The sequence below is a fragment of the Psychrobacter sp. JCM 18900 genome, assembly GCF_904846625.1.
GTDB lineage: Bacteria > Pseudomonadota > Gammaproteobacteria > Pseudomonadales > Moraxellaceae > Psychrobacter.
Map to the genome: position 1 here is coordinate 480,320 of NZ_CAJHBL010000003.1, position 23,668 is coordinate 503,987.

Annotated in this window: 14 protein-coding genes; 9 read left to right on the top strand and 5 right to left on the bottom strand. The window is 42.7% G+C overall.

All coding sequences use genetic code 11. The features are described 5' to 3' along the window. The first annotated feature begins 408 nt into the window (after window positions 1-408). The gene (locus tag JMX96_RS07645; RefSeq protein ID WP_201568385.1) at window positions 409-2,040 is read left to right on the top strand and encodes a hypothetical protein; all 1,632 of its coding nucleotides are present in this window, start codon (window positions 409-411) and stop codon (window positions 2,038-2,040) included. Window positions 2,041-2,337: 297 nt separating this feature from the next. Next, the gene (locus tag JMX96_RS07650) at window positions 2,338-3,936 is read left to right on the top strand and encodes an OmpA family protein (RefSeq protein ID WP_201568387.1); all 1,599 of its coding nucleotides are present in this window, start codon (window positions 2,338-2,340) and stop codon (window positions 3,934-3,936) included. 101 nt (window positions 3,937-4,037) lie between these two features. Here the strand turns inward: JMX96_RS07650 and nagZ are convergent, their stop codons facing one another. Next, the gene (nagZ, locus tag JMX96_RS07655) at window positions 4,038-5,114 is read right to left on the bottom strand and encodes a beta-N-acetylhexosaminidase (RefSeq protein ID WP_201568388.1); all 1,077 of its coding nucleotides are present in this window, start codon (window positions 5,112-5,114) and stop codon (window positions 4,038-4,040) included. Between the two features lie 463 nt (window positions 5,115-5,577). Between nagZ and JMX96_RS07660 the strand changes: the two genes are divergently transcribed. Continuing rightward, entirely contained in the window at window positions 5,578-7,788 is a 2,211-nt protein-coding gene (locus JMX96_RS07660) for a carboxy terminal-processing peptidase (RefSeq protein ID WP_101205548.1), read from the top strand. Window positions 7,789-8,334: 546 nt separating this feature from the next. On the opposite strand, the gene JMX96_RS07665 is transcribed toward JMX96_RS07660, so the two are convergent. Beyond that, window positions 8,335-8,820, bottom strand: a complete 486-nt coding sequence (locus tag JMX96_RS07665) for an FKBP-type peptidyl-prolyl cis-trans isomerase (RefSeq protein WP_201568390.1) — start codon at window positions 8,818-8,820, stop codon at window positions 8,335-8,337. A gap of 324 nt (window positions 8,821-9,144) precedes the next feature. Between JMX96_RS07665 and JMX96_RS07670 the strand changes: the two genes are divergently transcribed. Next, window positions 9,145-11,181 (top strand): M61 family metallopeptidase, encoded by a 2,037-nt coding sequence (locus tag JMX96_RS07670; protein WP_201568392.1) that lies wholly within the window; start codon window positions 9,145-9,147, stop codon window positions 11,179-11,181. Window positions 11,182-11,349: 168 nt separating this feature from the next. Here JMX96_RS07670 and JMX96_RS07675 read toward each other — a convergent pair whose 3' ends face one another. Next, a complete protein-coding gene (locus JMX96_RS07675; RefSeq protein ID WP_201568394.1) occupies window positions 11,350-12,204 on the bottom strand; it encodes a DUF305 domain-containing protein in 855 nt (284 codons plus the stop codon). A gap of 213 nt (window positions 12,205-12,417) precedes the next feature. Next, the gene (locus tag JMX96_RS07680) at window positions 12,418-13,032 is read right to left on the bottom strand and encodes a pseudouridine synthase (RefSeq protein ID WP_201568396.1); all 615 of its coding nucleotides are present in this window, start codon (window positions 13,030-13,032) and stop codon (window positions 12,418-12,420) included. Window positions 13,033-13,469: 437 nt separating this feature from the next. Here JMX96_RS07680 and icd point away from each other — a divergent pair, with 437 nt between their 5' ends. Continuing rightward, entirely contained in the window at window positions 13,470-14,729 is a 1,260-nt protein-coding gene (icd, locus tag JMX96_RS07685) for an NADP-dependent isocitrate dehydrogenase (RefSeq protein WP_201568397.1), read from the top strand. A gap of 237 nt (window positions 14,730-14,966) precedes the next feature. On the opposite strand, the gene JMX96_RS07690 is transcribed toward icd, so the two are convergent. Next, window positions 14,967-17,186 carry an NADP-dependent isocitrate dehydrogenase gene (locus tag JMX96_RS07690; protein ID WP_191114679.1) on the bottom strand — a complete coding sequence of 740 codons (2,220 nt, stop codon included), beginning with the start codon at window positions 17,184-17,186 and terminating at the stop codon, window positions 14,967-14,969. Between the two features lie 607 nt (window positions 17,187-17,793). Here JMX96_RS07690 and JMX96_RS07695 point away from each other — a divergent pair. The 4 genes from JMX96_RS07695 to JMX96_RS07710 all read left to right on the top strand — a co-directional run bounded on the left by JMX96_RS07695 (window position 17,794) and on the right by JMX96_RS07710 (window position 23,656). Then, complete coding sequence (locus JMX96_RS07695) at window positions 17,794-19,179, top strand: GNAT family N-acetyltransferase (RefSeq protein WP_201568399.1); 1,386 nt, start codon at window positions 17,794-17,796, stop codon at window positions 19,177-19,179. A gap of 99 nt (window positions 19,180-19,278) precedes the next feature. After that, window positions 19,279-19,767 carry a chorismate--pyruvate lyase family protein gene (locus JMX96_RS07700; protein WP_201568401.1) on the top strand — a complete coding sequence of 163 codons (489 nt, stop codon included), beginning with the start codon at window positions 19,279-19,281 and terminating at the stop codon, window positions 19,765-19,767. 687 nt (window positions 19,768-20,454) lie between these two features. Continuing rightward, window positions 20,455-21,711 (top strand): serine hydroxymethyltransferase, encoded by a 1,257-nt coding sequence (gene glyA / locus JMX96_RS07705; RefSeq protein ID WP_201568403.1) that lies wholly within the window; start codon window positions 20,455-20,457, stop codon window positions 21,709-21,711. Between the two features lie 409 nt (window positions 21,712-22,120). Next, on the top strand, window positions 22,121-23,656 hold the full coding sequence (locus tag JMX96_RS07710; RefSeq protein WP_201568405.1) for an alanine/glycine:cation symporter family protein: 1,536 nt from the start codon (window positions 22,121-22,123) through the stop codon (window positions 23,654-23,656). The last annotated feature ends 12 nt before the right edge of the window (window positions 23,657-23,668 follow it).

A 23,668-nucleotide genomic window follows, 5' to 3' on the forward strand; every position in this document is an offset into this window, starting at 1 on the left:
ATCCTTAGGCCGTGCCTGATATGTGACAATGTTACAAATGACAAGCTACAAATGACAATATTCAAAGCCTAAGCGTTACGGCTGATTAAAAAGTAAGTTTGACGTCTGATCCGTATTAAGTACTAACGATTAGCAATAGACTAATACTAACAGCAGTTGCGATAACGCGAATACCTATTGTGTGACAAAACGATGCTTTTTTATGCGGTTATAGTGAATAATGTAGCAGTGTACCATGCAACATAAGTGAAACTTTTAAAGCAAGGTTAAAGACGAGAGTAGTGTTCATTCATCCGCGCTGCAATTAATCTTTTAGACAAAGAAGCAAAATACACAAGTGACATGGACAAAAATAAAATAAGTGCTTAATTTTGCACATTCAAATAAGGCTGATAGAGGCAGTGGATTATGAACATTATTGACCAGCTAGAACAAACGGTAACCCCAGCTGTAATAGGTAATGATGACAGCAATAATGTCGCCTATGTCAGTTTACTTGAGCAGTTCTATGCTGTTTTGGCTTCGCGTCTAGCTGTGCCACAGGTTTATTCACAGTTGCTGCGTACTGATCAAGTAACTACTAGCACTAATAATGAAAGCCCTTTATTTGAACAAATATGGCAAGATAAAAGCCTGCAAGAGACTATTGTCCAAGAGTTGTCAGCCACTCATCACATTGATGAGCAGACAACTGAGCAATTACTAATTAGTGCTACCCCATTGGCATATCGTGAGCTAAAAGTATTGGCCAATGGGCAGTTTTTGCCAGCATTTTTACAAGAAAAACAGGCTGCTTTACGTCCATATTTGCCTATCTGGGCAGCAGTTGTGATTACTACTCAAGGTATTAGTCAGCAAATACAAACAAGCTTCAATTCAGATGATGACCATGTACCAGTACATGTGCCAGTAAGTGACGACATATCGGATAGGCAAGATGATTCCATTTTAGATACTGGCATAAACAAACCAATAACAAATAATGATGTAGAAAGTATAGAGCAAATATCAACTGCTGAGCGCGTAAGTAATAAAGCCCTAGATGACGATGAGATTGCCAATAGTGATGCTATTCATGCCAATCCAGCAGCCTACCATTTAGCAGAAAACAGTAACTTAAAGCATGCACAGGTGCGTACTCGTAATCAACGAAACGATCTACTAATACGTGTATTTTTGTTAATAGTAGCTCTAGCCGCGCTTGCACTAGCAGCATGGGCATTATTAGTGAAACCCAATAATGAAATACCAGTAGAACCTGTAGCCACAGTACCTGTTGAACCACCGCCAGCACCCGTGCTTCCTGTACCAACAACGACTCCTGTTGAGCTTATTGTCGGTGTAGACAACGGCGGAAACTTGTACACTTGTAGTGCGACCGTTGGCGATACTGCACTGCAAAGCACGTTGCAACAGGCGCTCAATACAAGCTTTGGTGAGCAGGCAAGTATTTGTGAATTGAACATACAGGATGGGGTAGCAACCTCAATCGCTAATATGCCTGCGGAGACACTGCCCAATGTATTGACGATGCTTAGATCAACACCGTTTGCACGTTTACATGTGCAAAATGACCGTCTTACACTGGAGGCGCCAGACAATATGCTGCTGCAAAAACTGGTCACAGAAATACGAAGCTTAGTACCAGCAATGGTAGTCGAGAGTACAGCGCCACTGCCATTGCCTGATAATAGCAACATTGGTGATGCTACGAACAACATGGCAAACGCAAATAACCAGTTTGTAGATGATGGAGCGGGGATTAATAATCAATACAATAATAATGGGTTAAATAGTAACTCTGGCGAATACCAAGTATCAGATGATGATACTGGAGATCGTGTGATACCAACTCCTTTGCCTAACAATAATAGCTTTAATAATGCGCCCAACAATCTGCCTACTAATGGCGCGAGCAATACTCCCAACAATTTTCCTTCGAATAATCAAACGACCAGACCGCCAGGCCCTTTTTCACCTTCAGAAGTGGATGAGATGGCAAACACGGTTATCGTTGCTGAACCAGCTCAAGTTAGATAGTTTTTATAAGGCACGCTGTTTCATAGGGCGTGTCTTTTTATATGGCCTATCTTTTCATGTAGCTTGGCTACAGTTACGTGTGCCAACCGAAACATTACTTACTGTATCATTTGCACAACAACGTACAGACTGTGAATAGCAGCTTAAGAATTTTATAATAATCAAAACCAAATAAAGTAGTTTGATGAATTCATCGCCACCATGACTACTACTATGATGATTTAATACAAAAGAATGAAATAGCTGCTTTTTGAGCGAACGAATGATATAAATAAAAATTAAGGGGAGAGCCATATTATGGATATTATTAGCCATTTGACACGCACCGTCAGCCCAGCCGTATTGGAAGATGACCGTAGCCCAGCTAAGAAAAATCTACTAGAACAGTTTTATGCCATTTTTGCTGCTCGTCTTGCAGACAACGATACTTTTAGTCGCTTTGCTAATGAAAATATTGCCCGTGACGATAATGCTTTTTATGACCGTGTATGGACAGAAGGGGCACACCGCGACCAAATTTCTCGTGAACTGGCAGGCAAACATAATGTCGATGCAACGGCCTCACGTGGTTTGATTGCGATGGCAGCGCCATTAGCTTTTCATGAAATCAAAAGTTTAGCTGGTACTACGCCTGTTCCGCAATTTTTGAATGACAATCTGAACAGTTATCAGCATCATATCCCTGCGTGGGCGGGTACTGTTTTGCCTGCTAGTGCAGTCGCTGCCACTTCTACTACGGCTGGCACACCAATTTCTGATACCACCAGCACAGCGCCACTACAAAAAGAAGAAGAGCCAAAAGAGAGCTTTATGAAAGCGCTGCTACCCATTATTGGTTTGATTATCCTAGGTGCATTGGCTTGGGCACTACTCAGAGGCTGTCAAGAAAACCCTGAACCTGTAGCAACGCCAGCGGCTACAGTGCAGCAAGGGGCACAAGGCAATGAGGCACTAGCGGTTGCAGGCGCGATTGAGCCTGCATCACTGAGTATCGCAACTGGTGAAAATAGCGAGCTGTATGCTTGTCGTATGAGCGTAGGTGATGAGACGTTACAAACCAATGTTATGAATGCTTTGACTGGTGCATTTGGTGATGAAGCAAATAAATGCCGTGCTGACGTTGATGATAATTTTGCAGTAGATATGCCAGCATCCGCTCAACTGGCAACGATATTACCAATTATCAAAAATGTACCGAATGCGAGCATGATTATCAAAGGCGATAACATTACTGTTAATGCTCCTGATAAAGCTGCATTGGACAAGTTAGTTGCTGATTTACAAGCAGCTGCTCCTGCCATGACGGTTCAAGCTGAAGGTCCATTAGACCTACAAGGCGAGATTGACGATAGTCTGGCTGCTGCAGATGTGGCGATGACCAATCTGGGCGATAACCCAGATCCACGTGATGTTGCTCGCGCTTTAAGTATTCAGGTGATTAACTTCCAAGTAGATGAAGCGGTTATACCTGAAGTCAATAAAGCGCTGTTAGACCGTGCTGCAGAAATCATCAATAACGTACCTGATATGAAGCTGATGATCGTCGGTCATACAGACAGTCAAGCCTCTGATACCTATAATATGGAGCTGTCTCAGGAGCGTGCTGAGTCAGTGAAAGCGTATCTAGTATCTAAAGGGGTTGATGCCAGTAAACTAACGACCAAAGGCATGGGCGAATCAGAACCAATCGCGGACAATTCAACCGAACAAGGTCGCTTCCGCAATCGCCGTATCGAATTTATGGTCAATGACGAAGTGGTCAGCGCCAATGATGGCATGATGATAAACAGTGATTCGCTAGATCCAGATATGAACCCATTAGATAGTAACAATGATGATTTGTTACCAGATGGCGATGATGCTACCCAAGATACTGCGGTAGACCCAACCAATTAATCTATTTGTTCTTATTTTGATTATAGTAGCCAAATGACAAAAACCGCATCTTATAAAGGTGCGGTTTTTTGCATGCTGCTCGATGATAGTTAAGTAAGCTATTATTTATACAGAGTAGGATCTGTCGATTCTTTAGCAGTCTGACCATCAGCTTGCGCATCAAAAAAAGTCTGAGTAACATTTTGCTTGGCTTGCTGCCAGTATTCAAACTGCTGGCAGGTAGATTCAAGGTCGCCTTGCCATGTTGGGATGTTGCCACGCATGGTTTTGATACGTTGCTGGTTAGGGTAAGGCAGATCTTGCGCAGCTTTAGCTGCCTCATGAGCAGCCACACGGTCGTTGCATACGAGGGCAATATCACAACCGGCATCAATGGCCGCTTTTACGCGAGCACTGACATCACCAGCCGCCTTTGCACCTGCCATCGATAAATCATCAGAGAATAATACCCCATCAAATTTAAGCTCATCTCGAATGATATCTTGTAGCCAAATTTTGGAGAATCCTGCTGGCTTGTCGTCTACTTGCGAAAATATCACATGTGCTGGCATAAGAGCGTCCAGACTATGTAGCGTTTGAGCAAAAGGTTGCATATCGCTATTGATGATTTCATCTAAGCTACGCGTATCGATGGCTTCTGATACGTGCGAGTCAGGAGCGATGGCACCATGACCGGGGAAGTGTTTACCAGTGGTTGCCATACCAGCCGCTTTCATTCCGCGCATGAATTGTGTTGCAAGCGCAGTGATGGCTTGCGTCTCATGATGAAAGCTGCGATCACCGATAACTTGGCTAATACCGTCTCTATCCAGTACGGGTGCAAAGCTCAAATCAATTCCTACAGCCAGCACTTCAGCCGCCATTAGATAACCGCAATCGTAGGCGCAGCTGAGTGCTTGGCTCGGGTCTTGATTGAATAGCTCACCCAATCGACCCATAGCAGGTAGGGGCGTGAATCCTTCACGTAGCCTCGCGACTCGTCCACCCTCTTGGTCCACACCGATAAGTATGTCTTGATTGTGATAACGTATATCGTCGCATAGTGCTCTGACTTGGGCCGCATCTATGACGTTACGACCAAACAATATTACTCCGCCGACCTGTGCTTGTTTAATCAAGCTGACATCTTCAGCGGTCAAAGCGGTACTATCGATATCTATCATTAAAACGCCGTACATCGCGTGTTCCTTATTATTTTATATATGGTTATATTATGAGGGTGACTGATGATCTATCTATGGCTATCTTATCGCTTATCAGTCATTGTTCAGATACCTTATTATGACAGCTATTATTAACTGAGCATAATGTGGCAGATTTTTTTGGTCAAATCAATTTGCTAATAGCCATTAGATTCAGTCATCAAATCGATGTTGATAGCCCTCAATTGCTATGTATGATAAAAGTGATAGAAAGTTTGGTATGTACAGACGTAGCGTGTAAGATTGCTTATACAGTTTGAGACAGTTCAGTATTTATGCGCATGATAATATTGATTGATTTTTGACTATATATCAGTATTTAATGATGCATAAAGTATAAGAATAAAAACACAGTATTTATAGGTCATAACAGATTCGAGCATTTCTAATTCTGATGAATTACCCAATACTATTAACTTCAAATAACTAGGTACATATGATGAAAAAACAACCAGCACAGTGGTTACTCAGTGCAGCGTCAGTGGGCATCGCCGGTATTATCTTGACCCAAAGCTACGGTACTGCAGTCGCCGAGACCAACACGGGAAGTTTCGTTCAGACCCCTGAGCAAAAAGTCACCACCCGTCAAGTAGCCGCCTTGCTGGATCGGAGTCATTATCTTAATCAGCCTTTAGATAGCAAGACTGGTAGCGAAATCCTATCAATGTATATCGATAGCCTTGACCCAAACCACACGTTGTTTTTGCAATCTGATGTCGATGAGCTGAAGAAAAAACACGCTGAAGATTTTGGCGCTCGCCTAAAGCAAGGTGATCTATCTGCAGGGGTAGAGGTGTTTGATCGGTATCGCAAACGCTCAAACGAGTACTTTGCGATGGCCACCAAAATGCTCAAAACAGACATTGATTTGACAGGTAATGACACAATCATTCTTGATCGTGAAAAACTTGGCCATTTTAAAACCAAAAAAGAGCAGCGCGACTACTGGGAACGTCAGTTAAAGTTTCAGTTGATGAGCATTACGCTCGGCCAAGAAGACGAAAAAGCCAAAGAGAAAGTATTTTTAAGCAATCCGGATATTACTCGCGGGCAAGACTTGGTACGTAACGATGAGCGTACGCCAAATGAGATTTTGCAAAATCGTTTGTCGCGTCAACAAGAGCAGTTTAAGCGTCTCAAAGATGATGAAATAATGGAGACCATCTTAAATACAGCGATGCTCACTTATGATCCGCACAGTAATTACTATGCACCGATTCAGGCGACAGAACTGCAAATCCAGTCTAGTCTTCAGTTGGAAGGCATAGGTGTCTCTATTCGTCCAGATCGCAAAAATCCGGACTATACTCGTATTGTGACTTTGGTCGATGGTGGTCCAGCCGCCAAGTCGGGTCAAATCAAGCCCAATGACTTGATCGTTGGTATCGCAAAAGATGGCGAAACCATGACGGACGTGGTTGGCTGGTCAACGCGTGAAATTGTCAGCTTGATTCGCGGAAAACGCGGTACATCGGTCACACTGAAACTACGTCAACCTAATACCCCAGATGCTAGCGCCCGTACGGTCACGGTGGTACGTGATATTATCCAGCAAGAAGAATCTGGCGTCACTCAGCGAGTGGTAGAAGTGCAGCGTCCTAATATTGATAAGACACCAAAGCGTATTGGCGTACTTGAGATACCAAGCTTTTATTTAAACTATCGTGCACGTCGCAATGGTGAAGACTATCGTAGCGTCAGTATCGATACTGAAAAAGCGCTAAAAGAGTTGAATAAACAAAATATCGATGGCCTAGTGGTTGATTTGCGCAATAATCCTGGTGGCTCATTAGATGAAGTTGCTAAGATGTTAGGTTTCTTTATCAAGAGTGGACCACTGGTACAGATTCGTGATAATCGCGGCAATATTCAAGTATACCGTGACAACGATGGTGGCGAGCAGCTGTATGATGGCAAGATGGCGGTCATTACCAACTTAGCATCGGCCTCAGCCAGTGAAATCTTTGCCGCTGCTATTCAAGACTATGGTCGCGGATTAGTAGTTGGTAGTACGACGACTGGTAAAGGCTCTGCGCAGATTCAGCTCGATAGCTTAGCTTTAGGCTCTGCCACCTTAACTCAGCGTAAGTTTTATCGTGTCACTGGCGGTAGTACGCAAAATAAAGGTGTCGTACCAGATGTTGAGCTGGTCAATATCTATGACGATGCAACCTTTGGCGAGCGCGCTCAGAAAAAAGCATTGCCTTGGGACACTATCAGAACGGCGCCGTATAAGCCTGAAGGGAAGTTTACCAGTGACACGTTGGCGACGCTCAATCAGCAGTCTAAGATTCGCCAACAAAAAGACCCGCAATTTACTTATCTGTCGACGCTAAATGATATTCGTAACATGGATGATGAAAAGAAACCTGTTCGTTTAGATATCAATAGCCGCCGAGCTAAAATGCAGCTAATTGAAAAACGCTCATTAGAAGCAGAAAACAAGCGCCTTATCGCAACTGGTGAGCGTCCGTACTCTAACTGGAATACTTATCAAGCAGCGATGGACGCAAAATTTGAAGAACGTAGCCGCATGAAAGCCGCTGAGCGTCCAGAGTTACCAGAGGATGAAGCGTTTATCAATGAGGCAGCTTACCTGATGCTCAGCGCGGAACCTAAGACAATGCTTAGCCCTGAAGAGAAGCTATAATGTGAAGTTATTATAGCGTTACGTAATCTATGTAAGCATATGCTTACATAGATTGACGTTTAGACCTCTTACCAACGAAGGGTCAATCTGCGACTATAACTGTACGGCACGATTGAACGAAACGGTTCATTGATACTAGGGATTGGTATCTTAAAGGTCGCACTAGGGATAAGTAGTTTGCTGATTAAGGATGATAAGGCTGGATGCCTGTCAGTTATGAGATACCCCGGGATTAGGTATCACGTAACGCTAACATGGATGGTTGGTAATAAAAGCCGCATGACGCTTGTCGTTATGCGGCTTTGTTACGTCTGGAGACTAGTAATTTTTGTGACGGATTTTCTAAGTAGATAGTATTTAAGTTGAGAAGCACTGTATACGGAATTAGCACTTAGTTCATAGATGACCACATCGACATTAATTCAAAACTTACCATGAGATAAACATAAAAAAAGGCCAGTAACCTGATCGGCTACTGGCCTTTTAGATTAGATGATAAATTTAATAACTTATCATCTAACTATTTTCACTGCACTCTAGAAGAGATTAGTGCTCAACGCCACCTGCACCATGTACATGGCCATGGTTTAGTTCGTCTTCAGTTGCTGCACGTACTTCTTGGATTTCAACATCAAATGTCAAACGCTTGCCAGCCAATGGATGGTTTGCATCAACAGTAACTTCTTGATCGTTTACAGCAGTTACGGTAACCAACATTACTTGGCCGCCAGCTTCTGACTGGAACTGCATACCAGGCTGAATGTCATCAACGCCTTGGAAGTTGTCACGTGGTACGTGCTGTACTGCTTGCTCTTGGTATTCGCCGTAGCCATCAGCAGGTTCAACGACTGCATTAACTTTTTCGCCAGCAGACTTACCTTCTAATTGTGATTCTAGGCCTGGGATAATGTTGCTGTGACCATGTAGATAAGCAAGTGGCTGACCTTCTGGTGACTGGTCAAGGATATTGCCTTCGTCGTCTTTTAGTGTGTAATTGAATTTGACGGCAGTGTCTTTTGCGATAGTAGTCATAAAATATCCTAAATATATCTATGTAAAAAATTAAATACGGTTGCAATAAACCTAAAAGAGCCAATCTGCAAGCCAAAAGGCCACGTCATTAGTCAATTATCATCAGTTTATTAAAGTAACTTTAGCAGTTAGCATCTTTAATTGAGATGGCCCACATAACTTTCAAGGCAAAAAACATAAAAAATGCCAATTAATGCCACAATTTACAATAATAACTGCTATTTTCTATAGTTAATGCATAGCTATTGGCTATTCATGGTTTAGAAGTTGCTTTTTTAGAGCAGGACTTCTAGCATAATTATAAAAATAAGGATGAGAGACACGATGACTGCATTTACCAATACCACTACTAAACAACTAACGAGCAATGTTTCAACCAATCACGATGCTACTAAGGCTAAAACGATAGTTGATATAAGCTATCAATTTGATTTTGCCCGTTTCTTTGAACATTTGGTCGATGTATCACTGAGTTTTACAGCAGTATCCGACGCTCCGCAGCTTTGGTTACCAGCGTGGATACCAGGCAGTTATCTAATGCGCGAGTTTGCTCGAAACATCACTGCGGTACATTATCAAATAGTAGAGGCTCAAACAGCGGATAGTAACAAGCAACCAGAAACTTATCGCGCGCAAAAAATTGACAAAAATACATGGCAGCTGCCAACTGTGCAAGCAGGGCAGACGGTCATCGTCGAGTACGAAGTCTATTGCTATGACTTGTCTGTACGTACAGCCTATGTCGATCAGCAACGACTTTATGGCAATTTCACTTCACTTGCGCTCGCCATCGAAGGGCAAGAGCAAGCACCTGCCCAAGTTAGCTTAATCGTTCCTGAGACATTTTTTGTAGACAAAGAAAGTAGCAGAGTACTGTTAGCCTGTGGTTTGGACGCTACGCACCTGCATTTTGATCAGCAGCAAAAAGGCAGTCAGCAAGCGAATAGTCAGCACATTTATAAGTTACAGGCAGCTAATTATCACGAGCTGATTGATTACCCATTCGAAATCGCGGAGCAAGAAAAGTTTGATTTTATTATTCATGATAATGAGCATCAGACGCTACATCATAGCTTTTACCTGTCAGGTAAGCAGAATGCTAACCTAGGTCGATTGCAGCAGGATATTACTCAGATTTGTCAGACCTACGTAGATTGGTTAGGCGATGCGCCGTTTGACGATTATACTTTTATGACCTTTGCCAGTGGTCAAGACTATGGTGGGCTTGAGCATATCAACTCTACTAGCCTTATCACCCCGCGCAATGACTTACCCAGCACCAATGAGCCAAAGTTACCAAGTACAGATTATCAGCGATTTTTAGGATTATGTAGTCATGAGTATTTTCACTCATGGTGGGTGAAGACGGTACGTCCTGATGTCATGATCGATGTCGATTTACGACGTGAGGCATTTACGCCATTACTTTGGGTATTCGAAGGGTTTACGTCTTATATCGATGATTTTATGTTGCAAGCGTCAGGTGTGATTGATAAAGCCAATTATCTGCGACTGCTAGCCGAGCAAATCAATCGCTACTATCAAACCCCAGGGCGTGGCAATCAAAGCGTTGCAGAGTCGAGCTTTGATGCTTGGATTAAGCTGTATCGTACCGATGAAAATACAGGCAATGCGGGTATAAGCTACTATAATAAGGGCGCGTTGGTAGCTCTATGTCTGGATCTAATCTTACTCAAAAATAGCGACGGTCGTTATCGTTTATTTGATGTGGTCAAAGCTTTTTATACTCAAGCTAAGCAGAACGACAGTAAGCGAATTGGTATCAGTAGTGCCGATATGGGCTCCGTCATTGAGCAGTTTATGCCGCTAGCAGAATGGGAAGATTTTGAGCGCCGTTATGTCAACGGGGTAGAAGAGTTGCCAATTGAAGCGTTGCTAGTGGCAAACGGCGTCAAAATACAGGCGAATACTAAAGAAACGGCTGACAAGCATGTGCCTTGGGGTATGCGATGTAACGAAACGCCAGCTGGACTCAAGGTAAATCGTGTGATGCGAGATAGTATTGCGGCTAAAGCTGGTATTTCAGCACATGACGTTATTATCGCGATTGACGGCATCAAAGCAGATACGAAACAACTTACCGCCTTGGTTAATATAGCGCACCCTGTTGAATGTTATTTATTCCGTCGTGATGAACTGATGTGTGTTCAGGTTCAACCCGAAACGACAACCAAAGTTAAGCCGCGAGATGAGACAACTGGCATGACTGGAGCAGTACCTCCTCATAAAGTAAGCCTACGCTTAGCAAAAGGAGATAAGACTTTAGAGAATGATAATGATAATGAGCAATTAAAAGGTGAGGCAGGTTGGGAGACATGGCTTAATGTTATGAAGCGATAGCCTCAATGCTATATCAAATACCTTTCCATACGAAAAACCCTTCCATATAAAAAACCCTCTTCCGAGCAGTACTGCTTAGAAGAGGGTTTTTTTAAATTACTTTTAATATTGTAGATATGTCCAAGCAACCTAAGTGATTAATCAATCTGTGATTGGTGACGTACAAGATTACTGCTCTTTAGCTTTATTATCTGAGCTATCTAGGTTCTTATTATCGGTAGTTTCAGGCTCAATATTTTCATCTACAGAGCTATCGTCTTCGTTGCTACTTGCAGCCTCAAGCGCAGCAATCCAGTTTTTCATCACATCAATTTCAGTTTGCTGATTATCAATGACGTCTTGCGCCAACTGACGCATCTCTTCATCTGTCCCATATTCGAGCTGAACTTTTGCCATATCAACAGCGGCAATATGATGCGGTAGCATACCGCGTGCAAATGCCATATCAGGCACGGGATCAGCCACACCCAAAGTCATTTCGCCATGCATATTTTCCATGTTTTTAGCATATGCTTGCTGCATTGCCACAGTATTTGGCTTAGGTTTGGCAGCATCAGGATGGCTAGCCAACCACTTGTTTAATACATCGATTTCAGCTTGCTGGGCCGTAATGACATCTTGAGCAAGTTGGCGCATCGCTTCATCAGTACCATACTTGAGCTCTATTTTTGCCATCTCTACCGCGCCGCGATGATGTCCCAACATGCCTTTAGCGAAAGCGGTATCAGGATCGTTATAACCCATACCAATCATCATCTCATCATGCATTCTAGTCATCGATCTCGTATAGTCTCTGAGCATATCGCTCATTTGAGACTCATCAATGACACTATTATCGCTGTCATTTGTTAGAGTATCGTCTGCCATATCGTCATGCTCAGCATGTGGCATATCAGTCACTGGCGGTGAGGTTTCTTCTGCAGGATTTGATTGGTTGTCCTCTGTCGTTGGCTGACAGGCGCTCAATACAAGTGCCGCAGAAATGCTAGTGACCAACGAAAGAAAACGACGAGAAGCAATCATGACATATCCCTATTGTGAAAAAACCAAACGATAAATGGATAATACCTATTATACATAATCAATTACGTGCTGAATGTTAGCAGATAAACCTTACCCATTCGAGACACTATGTTTAATAGGTCGTAATATATTAGTGTCAGAGCTTTATATTTGGGGCTAAATAGCCAAACAGTGTGAACTAATCAACAATATATAAACTTAAAACCATATAAACTAATTGCTAATACCTAGCTGACGACAGTGTTCGCTAGTTAGATGAACACGTACAAACTCCCCAACAGCTAATTCACCCAGCTCAAACCCTGCCACTGACCAACGTATTAAACGCAGACAAGGTAAACCGACGTGCGCTGTCATACGTCTAACTTGGCGATTTTTCCCTTCGTATATTGTCAGCATTAGCCATGAGTCCGGTACGCTTTTACGCTCACGTATTGGTGGATTACGCTGCCAGAGTACCATCGGTAGTTCTTCTTCACTAACGTGTCTGACCTCAGCAGGTAGCGTTTTACCATCTTTTAAAACCACGCCACGTTTAAGCTTATTGAGTTGCTCAGCAGTAGGCGTTCCTTCTACTTGTACTAAATAAGTTTTACCTTGTTTGCGCCCTGCATTGGCTTTTGGCGGATGAGTAATTGCTTTATTAACTCGACCTTCATCGGTCAAAATCAGCAAGCCCTCTGAAGTAGCATCTAACCGACCAGCAACTCGTAAAGCCTTGTCAGTAAAGTATTGCGATAGGGTGGTGTGATCGTTATTACTGTCATCTCTAAACTGACTTTGCACGCCGTAAGGCTTATTGAATAAGATGAGACTAGAAGTAGACATAAAAAGGTGTTTCCTAGTTTTTGATGTACAATGAATCATTGTAGCGTATGTTTTGTGATGCAGAGCTAGTATTAAGCGGCAAGACTAAAGGCGATATATTTAACGTGCTGTATGCTACGTGACCTGCTACAAAAGTAGGACAGCGCTTGTATAAATTTGCTGTTATCCTAAATCCGCATTCTGATAGTGGTATTTATATTTTTAATAGAGAAATATCTACTAGCTGCAAGCGATAATTATTGTTTGGGTCTTTATTTTAATTTTTTAGCTTCGAGCTATTTTTAACATTGTTTAAATCAATGCCGCAAGTGTCGTATTCATCAAAGCTTTGCTTAACCGATAAGCGCCCAGAGCGTTACAACTATAATAAAACGGTTAGCATAACAAAGTGTCTAGTTCGCTTGCGACGTCCAACATACAACCAAGGAGTATCATCGATGTCATATGATAAGGTTATCGTGCCAAGAGACGGCGAAAAAGTGACCGTAAACGCAGATTTAACATTAAATGTTCCCAACCATCCGATCATTCCGTTTGTGGAAGGTGATGGAATCGGTGTAGATATCACGCCTGTCATGATAAAAGTAGTCAATGCTGCAGTTGATAAAGCGTATCACGGCAAGAAGTCTATCATTTGGATGGAGACTTATCTTGGTGAAAAGGCAGCGAAAGTATATGACGGCGACTATTTGCCAAGCGAGACGCTAGAGATTCTAAAAGACTACGTCATTAGTATCAAGGGTCCATTGACCACACCAGTAGGTGGTGGCTTTAGTTCGTTAAACGTCGCAGTGCGCCAAAACCTTGACCTGTATGTCTGTCAACGCCCAGTACGTTGGTTCGAAGGCGTGCCAAGTCCAGTACAGCATCCAGAGCTAACGGATATGGTTATCTTCCGTGAAAATACAGAAGACATCTACACGGGTATCGAGTGGAAAGCGGGCAGTGATGATGCCAAAAAAGTTATCAATTTCTTGAGAGATGAGATGGGTGTGACCAGTATTCGCTTCCCTGAAGACTGCGGCATCGGTATCAAGCCTGTCTCAAAAGAAGGCTCACAGCGCCTCGTACGTAAAGCGATTCAGCATGCCATCGATAATGATCTGCCAAATGTGACCCTAGTGCACAAAGGTAATATCATGAAGTTCACTGAAGGTGCGTTTAAGGATTGGGGTTATGAGCTGGCGGCAGAGCGTTTTGGTGCAGAGTTATTAGATGGCGGTCCATGGATGACCATGAAAAATCCAAAAACGGGTAATGACATTATTATTAAAGACGTCATCGCTGATGCGTTTTTGCAGCAGATTTTGATGCGTCCTGCAGATTACTCTGTAGTGGCGACACTCAATCTAAACGGTGACTATATCTCTGATGCCTTGGCGGCTGAAGTAGGCGGTATTGGTATCGCACCTGGTGCAAATAAAGGCGGCGCGATCGCTGTTTATGAAGCGACGCACGGTACTGCACCTAAGTACGCTGGTCAGAATAAAGTAAACCCAGGCTCACTCATATTGTCTGCTGAGATGATGCTTCGTGATATGGGCTGGACGGAAGCAGCTGATCTTGTCATCAGCGGTATCCAAGGTGCGATTGCCAATAAAACAGTCACGTATGATTTTGAGCGTCTGATGCCAGATGCTACCTTACTGAGTACTTCGGAGTTTGGTAAGGCGATTATTAAGCATATGGAAGCCTAAAACTACTTAAACTCTAAGCATTCTATTTTATTACTGTTTATTAAAAGCCACCTGATTATACAGGTGGCTTTTTTTATTTCACTCTTTATAGAGCCTTTAGACAGCACACAAAAAAACACCCCAACGTTCTAAGACGGTTGAGGTGTTTTTTTACTAAAACTTAAACTCATCCAATCGCTTCTGAGTATAAAACCCAAAAGCGATTAGGCTTAATGGTTTAAGAGCAATCGCTTAAAATTATAGCGATGCCAAAGTCTCGTTAAACAGAGCGCTTGGACGCATTGCTTTCTTAGCCAATTCTTCATCAGCATAGTAGTAGCCTTTGATATCTACTGGCTTGCCTTGAGCTTGATTAAGTTCTTTAACGATGGCTTCTTCGTTCTCTTTTAGCTTTTGCGCGAATGGTGTAAATTGCGCTTTTAGCTCGCTATCTTTATCTTGCGCTGCAAGCTCTTCTGCCCAGTACATCGCTAGATAGAAATGGCTACCACGGTTGTCGAGCTCGCCAGTTTTGCGTGATGGTGATTTATCGTTTAGTAGCAATTTCTCTGTTGCTGTATCTAGCGTATCTGCCAAGATTTGAGCTTTAGCATTGTTGTCGTTGTTTGCTAGATGCTCCAAAGATACCGTCAATGCCAAGAACTCACCAAGTGAATCCCAACGTAGATGGTTTTCTTCTGTCAGCTGCTCAACGTGCTTCGGTGCAGAACCACCAGCGCCAGTTTCAAATAAACCGCCGCCTTTCATTAATGGTACAACTGATAGCATCTTGGCACTGGTACCTAGCTCTAGGATAGGGAACAAGTCAGTTAGGTAATCGCGTAAGATGTTACCGGTCGCAGAGATAGTATCTAGACCACGAGCAACGCGCTCTAGCGTATAACGCATCGCACGAACCTGAGACATAATCTCGATATGTAAGCCAGTAGTATCATGATCTTTTAGATACGTTCTGACTTTTTTGATTAGCTCGTTTTCATGTGGACGGTATGGGTCTAACCAGAAGATTACAGGCGTATCTGATTCACGAGCACGGCGTACGGCAAGTTTTACCCAGTCTTGGATAGGCTCATCTTTGACCTGACACATGCGCCAGATATCACCTTTCTCAACACGTTTTTCGAGTAGCACTTCATCCGTATCAATATCGACGATACGTGCAATACCAGCATCGCTAGACTCAAAAGTCTTGTCATGCGAGCCGTATTCTTCAGCTTTTTGAGCCATTAGGCCAACGTTAGGAACGGTGCCCATCGTTTTTGGATCAAAGTTACCATGCCATTTGCAGAAGTTGATCATTTCTTGGTAAATACGCGCAAAGGTAGACTCTGGCATGACGGCTTTACAGTCATACATTTTGCCATCAGCGCCCCACATTTTACCGCCTGAACGAATCATCGCTGGCATAGAAGCATCAACGATTACATCACTTGGAGAATGGAAGTTGGTGATACCTTTTGAAGAGTCAACCATTGCCAGACGTGGGCGATGCTCTTGACACGCATGTAAATCACGCTCAATTTCTTCACGCTTTGAAGCTGGTAGCGTTGAGATCTTGTCGTATAGATCTGCCATACCGTTGTTGACGTTGATACCTAGCTCATCAAAGAAAGCGCCATGTTTCTCGAAAGCTTCTTTATAGTAGATTCTAACTGCATGACCAAAAACGATAGGATGCGAGACCTTCATCATAGTCGCTTTTACGTGCAATGAGAACAAGATACCAGCTTCGCGGCAATCTTCCATTTCACGCTCATAAAACTCTAATAGTGCTTTTTTGCTCATGACCATCAGGTCGATGACTTCTTTATCAAGCAAAGCAATTTTAGGCTTTAGTACTTTTTGAGTACCATCATCAAGTAACAACTCCATACGTACTGTACGAGCTTTATCTAATGTCATAGATTGCTCGCCATCGTAGAAGTCGCCGCCATGCATGTGTGATACGTGCGTGCTTGACCATTGCTTCCATTCACCCATAGAGTGTGGGTGCTTGCGTGCATAGTTTTTAACTGCTTTAGGAGCGCGGCGATCTGAGTTACCTTCACGCAGTACTGGGTTCACTGAACTGCCTAAGCTTTTGCCATAGCGCTTGCGTAGCTCTTTTTCTTCGTCAGTTTGTGGATCTTCTGGGAAGTTAGGGATGGCATAGCCTTTGCTCTGTAGCTCTTTGATAGCGGCTTTCAACTGCTGTACAGAAGCACTGATGTTTGGCAGTTTGATGATATTGGTGTTTGGATCTTGAGTCAGACGACCTAGCTCAGCTAAGTTGTCCGGAACACGTTGCTCTTCGGTCAAGTATTCAGGGAATTCAGCCAATATACGCGCTGCAACAGAGATATCGCTGGTTTCAACTTCAACGCCTGCTGTTTTTGTGAATGCTTCGACAATAGGTAAGAACGACAGAGTCGCCAGCGCTGGGGCTTCGTCAGTTTTTGTATAAATAATTTTTGACATTTTAGTTAGATCTTCCTTTAGGCTGTAGTTAATAATAAAGCTCAAATATAGTGTTGAATATGCGTCAATGATACTATGCAATAATCCATGATATGGTTAGAACAAGTACTTCATATGTAGCTTCTTAGAAATTTTTAAGACAGGTCAGACATTTTCTTTTAATAATATTCATGAAAAAAGCATTTAAAGGCAACACGTTAACGGTCGGTGCAAAACTGCCTAAAAGTGAATCACTGACGCTACATTATAATCAATCCACTATAAATCCGATAGGATGTCAATCGTATACCATGAACTAAGTATACTGTTTTAGCTCGTATCCTATGGTTTCGAATTATACTAAGCTAATAACAACCTTATTCTACCAGTCATCGGCTTCGATATCATCTTTTCCATACAACTACTGTTTTTTCATGACGTTTTATATTGACCTTACTGCCCATGAGCGCATTCTTACAAACCACCCGCGTTATCGTTGGTGGTTTTTTATTGGATGCAGATAAGTTTTTGCAAATTGTGACAGCAATGACGTAAAAATTTGCTAGTCTAGGTCATCAATAGATTGGTTATCGATAAATATATCGCGATTATAATAGTGACGGTGAATATGAGTTTAGAGTATGCGCTGATTAATGATACCAGCTGGCAGAGCCAAACAGAGTGGCAGACGCCAGATACCCCTTTTATGTCATTTGCTTTTTGGCAAGCGTTGACTGACACCGGAGCAATTGGTGAGCAGGCAGGGTGGCTACCAATATTTATTTTGGTACATCGTGTCGCTGATGCTACTAACAGTGCCGATAGTGAAGGTAACACCGATACCTTAGTAGATAGCGCGGCAGAAAATACATTGCAGCCTGTGGCCGTCATGCCAGTATTTATAAAAGGCCATCATCGTGGTGAGTTTGTATTTGATCATGCATGGGCTGAAGCTTATGCACGCTATGGTGTTGATTATTATCCGCGATTGGTCACTAGCGCACCATATACACCGATTACTGGTCAAAGGATTTGGTTGGCAAAAGGTGAAATATTAAATGAAGATATCCTCAAAACAGCCATCGCAGGTATCGATGATATCGCTCAACAAGTGGGCGCCTCAAGCTGGCATGGGCTATTTGTGACACCTGAGCTTGCCTCTATTGCCACTACATCTATGCCAACTGAAATTGATGTAGAGCTTGCGATAGCAGCTCAAGAAAGCGGCGTAGAGTCAGCTGCTATTGAGCTACCGATATTTGAGCGTCAAGGTTGCCAGTTCTTATGGCAAAATAAAGACTTACTGAATGACCGTAAGCCATTTGCAGATTTTGATGCGTTTTTGATGACCTTAAAAGCCAAAAAACGCAAAACCATTCGGGCTGAGCGCCGTAAAGTTTCTGAGCAAGGCATTATTTGCCAGCGAAAATGCGGCGATGCTATTAGCGACGCAGACTGGAAGGCCTTTTATCATTGTTATGTGATGACCTATGCAGTACGCGGACAGCAACCTTATTTGACGATAGACTTTTTTATGGCTTTGGCAGCGAGCATGCCTGAGCATATAATGCTTGCGCAAGCACTTGATGCCAGTGGTGAGATTATCGCGAGTAGTTTGTTCTTATATGACAGACCTGATAGCGACAATGTTGATGGTGACAAGGCTGATGTTGATAATAATAATGCCACCTTATATGGTCGTTACTGGGGCGCGCTAGGTGAATATGACAGCTTGCATTTTGAGCTGTGCTATTATCAAGGTATTGAGTTTGCTATTGAGCAAGGGTTGTTATCCTTTGATCCGGGTACGCAAGGCGAGCATAAGCTGGTACGTGGCTTTATTCCAACGACGACGCATTCTATCCACCGTATTTATGATCCGCGTTTTGTACCAGCGATTGGTGATTTTTGTGCTAGAGATCGGCTGCATATGGCGCAGTATCGTCAGCAGGCATTCGAAGCTTTGCCTTTTAACGCAGACAATATGCCTGCATTAAAAGGCATTGACTCATAGCAGTAATTTATAACGGTAGTCAGCTGTGACTAACTTTGCTTTTATTCGTATGTACCTTTTAACTGTTAAATACTCTCTAAAAAATACTAGCCATAAACTATGACCAGCAATTCTTTTAGTTCTACCAATGATCTACCTCCTACTGAACTCATACCTTGGCTCAATGCTGAAGGTTCTCTCACTGCGATATTAGAAGAGAAGGCAGGGCAGCCGCTGCGCGTAAAACGCAGCTTTGAAGGCTATCGTTTGCTGACTTTAGGTCAAAAAAAACAGTTGGGTGTACGAGGCATGATGCTAAATCGTCCAATGCTGGCATGGATACGGGAAGTGCAGCTATATGGCAATGATGACATGCCATGGGTGCAAGCACAGAGTATCTTTCCTTTAAACAGTTTGAAGGGTCAGTCTCGTCGTCTTCAGCATTTGAAGAACACACCTATTGGCTACGTGCTATTTAAGCGTCGCCGTACCTTGCCAAATGAGCGTTTTATCAGTCATACCAGTGACGGTTGGCAACGACAAACCCGTTATGACTGGCATGGTCGTAAAATAATGATTAGTGAAACGTTCCTGCCGGCGTTCTTATAATCACTTCACTATAATAGTCACTCCACTATAAAAGTATTACTGCGTTAACCTCGCTTGAGGTGTTTAATATACATCTACATTCAGCTGCCTTGTACCATTTTTAAATTGAATCGACTATATAGTCAAGTCTATATAAATCCGCTACATCGTCATCCTCGCTAAGCATACTAATGTATAACTTGCACTCGGTTTCCTTGTATCGAAATTATATTAAATTGACTATATCTAGCCACGCTTAAAAATATTTTATGCCTAAAACAGCATAAAAGTGCAAGCAAGAGAAAAAAATCAGCGGATAAATCCTTTATTTTATTGGCTATTTATCTGTGTTATATAGTCATTTAATTCCCTCATCTTAAGGTGAGGTTTTTTTGCGCTCACAGCACAAATTTTCATGTTACACTTAATCTTTCGCGATGATATCGATGCAAATGTACATCGATTTTATTGACGAATCAGTCAGGTTAATAACAGGTCAGTCGCCTGTATTTATTCTTATTTCAATCTTTGCTAATAGACTCCATTCACAATAAGGGTCATACCATAAAACAGACTGCAGAAAAACAGCGTGCAGAGGTATTAATAGTACTTCAGCGACGTTGACGCAGTAGTTGTTTTATTGTGGGCAGGCTATAAGCTTCTTTTCAATGACGTTTTTTAATGACAGTCACTACTTAGGACATCACTATGTTTAAAGATATTTCTATCAAAGATTTTGATCCAGTACTTGCTGAAGCGATGGCCGCAGAAAGCGTTCGTCAAGAAAACCATATCGAGCTTATCGCCTCTGAAAACTACTGCTCACAAGCAGTGATGGAAGCACAAGGTACTGACCTTACCAATAAATACGCAGAAGGCTATCCTGGCAAGCGTTATTATGGTGGTTGTGAGCATGTGGACGTAGTTGAGCAATTGGCTATTGACCGTGCTAAAGAGTTGTTCGGTGCAGAGTATGTGAACGTTCAGCCGCATTCTGGTAGCCAAGCAAACTCAGCCGTATTTTTAGCATTGCTAGAAGCAAATGACACTGTACTAGGCATGAGCTTAGACGCTGGTGGTCACTTGACGCATGGCGCACACATCAACTTCTCAGGTTTGAACTACAATGCCGTACAGTACGGATTGGTAGATGGCACTGGCCTTATTGATTATGATCAAGTAGAGAGCTTGGCGCGTGAGCATAAGCCAAAAATGATCATCGCGGGTTTCTCAGCATACTCACAAGTAGTTGATTGGCAGCGTTTCCGTGACATCGCGGACGAAGTAGGCGCGTATCTATTGGTCGATATGGCACACGTTGCTGGTCTAGTTGCTGGCGGTGTTTATCCAAACCCAGTACCTTTCGCTGATGTGGTTACAACGACGACGCACAAAACTCTACGTGGCCCACGCTCAGGTATGATTTTGGCACGTGATGAAGTATTGGCTAAGAAGCTAAACTCAGCTGTATTCCCAGGCAACCAAGGTGGCCCGTTGATGCATGTCATCGCTGCAAAAGCGGTTTGCTTTAAAGAAGCGTTAGAAGATAACTTCAAAACGTATCAGCAGCAAGTAGTGAAAAACGCGCAAGCCATGGCAAAAGTGGTTCAAGAGCGCGGCTATGAAGTTATCTCTGGTGGTACTGAAAACCATCTAATGCTGATCAGTCTCGTTAAGCAAGAGATGACGGGTAAAGAAGCAGACAAATGGCTTGGTGAAGCACACATCACTGTCAACAAAAACGCTGTACCAAACGATCCAAAATCACCATTCGTGACTTCTGGTATTCGTATCGGTACGCCAGCGATTACTACTCGTGGCTTCAACGAAGCACAAGCGGGTGAGTTGGCAGGTTGGATCTGTGACGTACTAGACAGCCGCGGTGATGAAGTGGTTGCGACTGAAGTACGCGCTAAAGTAGAAGCTATCTGTGCAGAATTACCAGTCTATGCTAAAAATCAGTAAACTTTAGAATGGTAATAAAAAAAACCGCTAAGCTTTTGCTTAGCGGTTTTTTTGTTATTGCTCTCTATGAATATTATGTCATTTAACGCAAACCTATGTTGATATTGCCATTGAGCTCTTTTAATTATATTTAAGTCCGTTATTTAACCTGAAAATTACTACCGACATTTTTCGATAAGTGTAGTGAGCTTGATTGAGTTCCGCTATTAGTTTTAAAGAGCTAAGTTGATGTTTAATTAAGAAAAATGTGTAAATCTCTTTGTTTATACAAAAATATTAGTATATAGTCAGTATTGAACATTTAGTAATAATACTAATACAAATTATAATAAATAGTTACACTTTGTATTAGTATCGCTGTAATTGATTGAATAATTATATAAATATTATTTTCAATAAAGGGATTTACATGAAAAAACAATCTTTAGTCGCAACGATGCTATTACTCAGCACGACTCTTGCGCAAGCAGCAGAACAATCAGGTTTAGCAGCATTTGGAGCAGGTCTTGATGGCTTTATGGCCAATATATTTGGCTGGTTCGTCGATCTTATTTTCTTTTCAGTACCTCTTGGAGACGTCAGCTTCCCGCTCATTGTAGGTTGGTTATTAGTTGCTGCACTCATCTTCACCTTTTACTTTGGATTTATTCAATTTCGCCAAATAGGCTTGTCTTTAGATATTGTCAGAGGCAAATATACCGATCCCAATCCGGCCAACAAAGAAGAAGGCGAGGTCAGCCACTTTCAAGCCTTAGCTACTGCATTATCAGGTACCGTTGGTCTTGGTAATATCGCAGGTGTTGGTGCAGCACTTGCTATTGGTGGACCTGGCGCTACCTTTTGGATGATTATGGTCGGCCTATTCGGTATGGCGACTAAGTTTGTAGAATGTACGTTAGGCGTCAAATATCGTACGGTACTACCATCTGGTGTCGTATCAGGTGGCCCTATGTACTACCTAAGCCGCGGCATGGCTGAACGTGGTATGGGCGGATTAGGTAAGTTTCTGGCTGTTGGGTTTGCACTCATGTGTATATTGGCGACCTTTGGTGCTGGTAACATGTTCCAAGGTAACCAAGCCTTTGCAGTCATGAGCTCTACTTTTAGCATTCCAACGGATTACAGTGTGTTCTTTGGTATTGGCTTAGCATTTTTAGTCGGTATGGTTATCATTGGTGGTATGCCGCGCATCGCAACCGTTACCGAAAAAGTCGTACCTTTTATGGCTTTGTTATACATTACTATGGCGGTAATCGTACTGATTGCTAACTTTAATCATATCGGCACTGCATTTGGCGAGATTTTCACAGGTGCCTTTACTGGTGCTGGCGTGGCTGGTGGCTTTATTGGCGCATTGATTCAAGGTTTAAAACGTGCAACTTTCTCTAACGAAGCGGGCGTTGGTTCAGCCGCTATTGCTCACTCAGCAGTAAAAACCAAAGAGCCTGCTACTGAGGGTCTAGTAGCGCTATTAGAGCCTTTCATTGATACGGTTGTTATCTGTACGATGACGGCGCTTGTTATTACTATCTCTGGGGTGAACACTGCCGCAAACTTGCAAACCCAAGCACTTACTGGTGTGGATCTAACCCGTGCAGCCTTCATGGAAACGGCTCCTATCTTCCAGTATTTCTTAGCTGTCGCGGTATTATTGTTTGCTTTCTCAACGATGATTTCATGGTCATATTATGGTCTAAAAGCTTGGACTTACCTCTTTGGTGAAGGTAAAGGCGGCGAGATGATATACAAACTTATCTTCTTAATCTTCGTTGTTATCGGTACCATCGTACAGTTCAGCTTCGTTATCGACTTCTCAGATGCGGCTCTGTTCGCTATGGCGATCTTCAACATCATCGGTCTGTACTTCTTGATGCCAATTGTGAAAAGAGAGGTTAATTCTTTCATAGCGCGTGTGAAAAGTGGTGAAATTAAGAAGTATAAATAAATGGTTTGATTG

Coding starts and splice junctions, on each gene's coding strand:
- JMX96_RS07645 (WP_201568385.1), top strand. CDS start 409: ATGAACATTATTGACCAGCTAGAACAAACGGTAACCCCAGCTGTAATA.
- JMX96_RS07650 (WP_201568387.1), top strand. CDS start 2,338: ATGGATATTATTAGCCATTTGACACGCACCGTCAGCCCAGCCGTATTG.
- nagZ (WP_201568388.1), bottom strand. CDS start 5,114: ATGTACGGCGTTTTAATGATAGATATCGATAGTACCGCTTTGACCGCT.
- JMX96_RS07660 (WP_101205548.1), top strand. CDS start 5,578: ATGAAAAAACAACCAGCACAGTGGTTACTCAGTGCAGCGTCAGTGGGC.
- JMX96_RS07665 (WP_201568390.1), bottom strand. CDS start 8,820: ATGACTACTATCGCAAAAGACACTGCCGTCAAATTCAATTACACACTA.
- JMX96_RS07670 (WP_201568392.1), top strand. CDS start 9,145: ATGACTGCATTTACCAATACCACTACTAAACAACTAACGAGCAATGTT.
- JMX96_RS07675 (WP_201568394.1), bottom strand. CDS start 12,204: ATGATTGCTTCTCGTCGTTTTCTTTCGTTGGTCACTAGCATTTCTGCG.
- JMX96_RS07680 (WP_201568396.1), bottom strand. CDS start 13,032: ATGTCTACTTCTAGTCTCATCTTATTCAATAAGCCTTACGGCGTGCAA.
- icd (WP_201568397.1), top strand. CDS start 13,470: ATGTCATATGATAAGGTTATCGTGCCAAGAGACGGCGAAAAAGTGACC.
- JMX96_RS07690 (WP_191114679.1), bottom strand. CDS start 17,186: ATGTCAAAAATTATTTATACAAAAACTGACGAAGCCCCAGCGCTGGCG.
- JMX96_RS07695 (WP_201568399.1), top strand. CDS start 17,794: ATGAGTTTAGAGTATGCGCTGATTAATGATACCAGCTGGCAGAGCCAA.
- JMX96_RS07700 (WP_201568401.1), top strand. CDS start 19,279: ATGACCAGCAATTCTTTTAGTTCTACCAATGATCTACCTCCTACTGAA.
- glyA (WP_201568403.1), top strand. CDS start 20,455: ATGTTTAAAGATATTTCTATCAAAGATTTTGATCCAGTACTTGCTGAA.
- JMX96_RS07710 (WP_201568405.1), top strand. CDS start 22,121: ATGAAAAAACAATCTTTAGTCGCAACGATGCTATTACTCAGCACGACT.